The organism is Arthrobacter sp. 05T45 (assembly GCF_056395875.1).
In genome coordinates this window covers 1-3,527 of sequence record NZ_JBFTKI010000044.1, presented here as the reverse complement: position 1 = coordinate 3,527, position 3,527 = coordinate 1, and the positions used below count along the sequence as shown (strand labels likewise).

At 55.9% G+C, this 3,527-nt stretch carries 1 rRNA gene; it reads left to right on the top strand.

Annotated features, from left to right (window positions below):
- The first annotated feature begins 352 nt into the window (after positions 1-352).
- Positions 353-3,487: ribosomal RNA gene (locus tag AC1DGD_RS22060) — 23S ribosomal RNA — on the top strand.
- Positions 3,488-3,527: the final 40 nt, after the last annotated feature.

Here is a 3,527-nt window from a genome sequence, read left to right as displayed (position 1 = left end):
TACGCCCGTTGCGCAGACGCAAGTTCTGCGGCGGGTGCTCACGGGTGGAATATCAACAAATAGCGGCCGCCGGTTCTTCGCCGGCACCCAGTACGGTCCCCTGTGCTTCCTTTGGAAGTCCGGGTGGTCCTGGAACGGTGCGGGAGAGGTGATCAGCGGTTTAGTGTTTGGCACACTGTTGGGTCCTGAGACAACAGGACCGGGAGGGTTTTCCTTTCCGGGACTTGTGTTTCTGGTTTCCTGGCTGCACCGATCACACGGTTGTTCTGCTCCCTTCGGGGGCGGGGTGTGTGTGGGGTGTGTGGTACGGGGTTGTTGTTTGAGTCTCGAAAATTACTCCTTGATCTTTTGTGGTCAAGTTTTTAAGAGCACACGGTGGATGCCTTGGCATTAGGAGCCGAAGAAGGACGTAGGAATCTGCGATAAGCCTGGGGGAGTCGATAACCGGACTGTGATCCCAGGGTGTCCGAATGGGGAAACCCCGCCAGGGGCGCGAGCTGCCTGGTGACCCGCATCTGAACACATAGGGTGCGTGGAGGGAACGCGGGGAAGTGAAACATCTCAGTACCCGCAGGAAGAGAAAACAATAGTGATTCCGTCAGTAGTGGCGAGCGAACGCGGATCAGGCTAAACCGTTCCATGTGTGATAGCCGGCGGGCGTTGCATGGTCGGGGTTGTGGGACTTCCCACTCCAGCTCTGCCGGGCTGGGAAGGTGAGAGTGCAGGCATAGGTGAACGGTCTTGAAAGGCCGGCCGTAGAGGGTGTGAGCCCCGTAACCGAAATGTTGTGCACCGCCTGGTGAAGTATCCCAAGTAGCACGGGGCCCGAGAAATCCCGTGCGAATCTGTCAGGACCACCTGATAAGCCTAAATACTCCCTAATGACCGATAGCGGACCAGTACCGTGAGGGAAAGGTGAAAAGTACCCCGGGAGGGGAGTGAAACAGTACCTGAAACCGTGTGCTTACAATCCGTCGGAGCCTCCGCGAGCGATCGTGTAGGGGTGACGGCGTGCCTTTTGAAGAATGAGCCTGCGAGTTAGTGTTACGTCGCGAGGTTAACCCGTGTGGGGAAGCCGTAGCGAAAGCGAGTCTGAATAGGGCGTTGCAGTGGCGTGATCTAGACCCGAAGCGAAGTGATCTACCCATGGCCAGGTTGAAGCGACGGTAAGACGTCGTGGAGGACCGAACCCACTTCAGTTGAAAATGGAGGGGATGAGCTGTGGGTAGGGGTGAAAGGCCAATCAAACTTCGTGATAGCTGGTTCTCCCCGAAATGCATTTAGGTGCAGCGTTGCGTGTTTCTTACCGGAGGTAGAGCTACTGGATGGCTAATGGGCCCTACAAGGTTACTGACGTCAGCCAAACTCCGAATGCCGGTAAGTGAGAGCGCAGCAGTGAGACTGTGGGGGATAAGCTTCATAGTCGAGAGGGAAACAGCCCAGACCACCAACTAAGGCCCCTAAGCGTGTGCTAAGTGGGAAAGGATGTGGAGTTGCGAAGACAACCAGGAGGTTGGCTTAGAAGCAGCCATCCTTAAAAGAGTGCGTAATAGCTCACTGGTCAAGTGATTCCGCGCCGACAATGTAGCGGGGCTCAAGTACACCGCCGAAGTTGTGGATTTCAGACAWTAGCCAAGCCCTTGTGGTTCAGGCGTCTGGAGTGGTAGGGGAGCGTCGTGTGGGCAGTGAAGTCGCGGTGGAAACCAGCGGTGGAGCCTACACGAGTGAGAATGCAGGCATGAGTAGCGAAAGACGGGTGAGAAACCCGTCCGCCGGATGATCAAGGGTTCCAGGGTCAAGCTAATCTGCCCTGGGTAAGTCGGGACCTAAGGCGAGGCCGACAGGCGTAGTCGATGGACAACGGGTTGATATTCCCGTACCGGCGAAAAACCGCCCATGCTGAACAGGGGATACTAACCGCCCGAAACCTGCCTGACCGCCCTTGTGGTGGAAGGGTTTTGGTGGAGCGCGGGACCTGATCCTGGGAGGCAAGCGTATTAACAGGTGTGACGCAGGAAGGTAGCCGAGCCGGGCGATGGTTGTCCCGGTCTAAGGATGTAGGGCGAACGGTAGGCAAATCCGCCGTTCATGATGCCTGAGATCTGACGGGACCCCCGTATGGGGGGATTCGGTGATCCTATGCTGCCGAGAAAAGCATCGACGCGAGGTTTTAGCCGCCCGTACCCCAAACCGACACAGGTGATCAGGTAGAGAATACTAAGGCGATCGAGAGAATTATGGTTAAGGAACTCGGCAAAATGCCCCCGTAACTTCGGGAGAAGGGGGGCCCCAACCTTGAACACCACTTGCTGGTGGGAGGGGATCGGGGCCGCAGAGACCAGGGGGAAGCGACTGTTTACTAAAAACACAGGTCCGTGCGAAGTCGCAAGACGATGTATACGGACTGACTCCTGCCCGGTGCTGGAAGGTTAAGAGGACCGGTTAGCCGCAAGGCGAAGCTGAGAATTTAAGCCCCAGTAAACGGCGGTGGTAACTATAACCATCCTAAGGTAGCGAAATTCCTTGTCGGGTAAGTTCCGACCTGCACGAATGGAGTAACGACTTCCCCGCTGTCTCAACCATAAACTCGGCGAAATTGCAGTACGAGTAAAGATGCTCGTTACGCGCAGCAGGACGGAAAGACCCCGAGACCTTTACTATAGTTTGGTATTGGTGTTCGGAGTGGCTTGTGTAGGATAGGTGGGAGACGTTGAAGCCCGGACGCCAGTTCGGGTGGAGTCATCGTTGAAATACCACTCTGGTCACTTTGGACATCTAACTTCGGCCCGTAATCCGGGTCAGGGACAGTGCCTGATGGGTAGTTTAACTGGGGCGGTTGCCTCCTAAAAAGTAACGGAGGCGCCCAAAGGTTCCCTCAGCCTGGTTGGCAATCAGGTGTCGAGTGTAAGTGCACAAGGGAGCTTGACTGTGAGAGAGACATCTCGAGCAGGGACGAAAGTCGGGACTAGTGATCCGGCGGTACATTGTGGAATGGCCGTCGCTCAACGGATAAAAGGTACCTCGGGGATAACAGGCTGATCTTGCCCAAGAGTCCATATCGACGGCATGGTTTGGCACCTCGATGTCGGCTCGTCGCATCCTGGGGCTGGAGTAGGTCCCAAGGGTTGGGCTGTTCGCCCATTAAAGCGGTACGCGAGCTGGGTTTAGAACGTCGTGAGACAGTTCGGTCCCTATCCGCTGCGCGCGCAGGAAATTTGAGAAGGGCTGTCCTTAGTACGAGAGGACCGGGACGGACGAACCTCTGGTGTGTCAGTTGTACTGCCAAGTGCACCGCTGATTAGCTACGTTCGGATGGGATAACCGCTGAAAGCATCTAAGCGGGAAGCTCGCTTCGAGATGAGATTTCCATACACCTTGTGTGTGAGAGGCCCCCAGCCAGACCACTGGGTTGATAGGCCGGATGTGGAAGCGAGGACTAACGACTCGTGAAGCTGACCGGTACTAATAGGCCGATAACTTACACCACACACTCTTCCCGTGAACGGATTCAAAAGACGTTCACACCA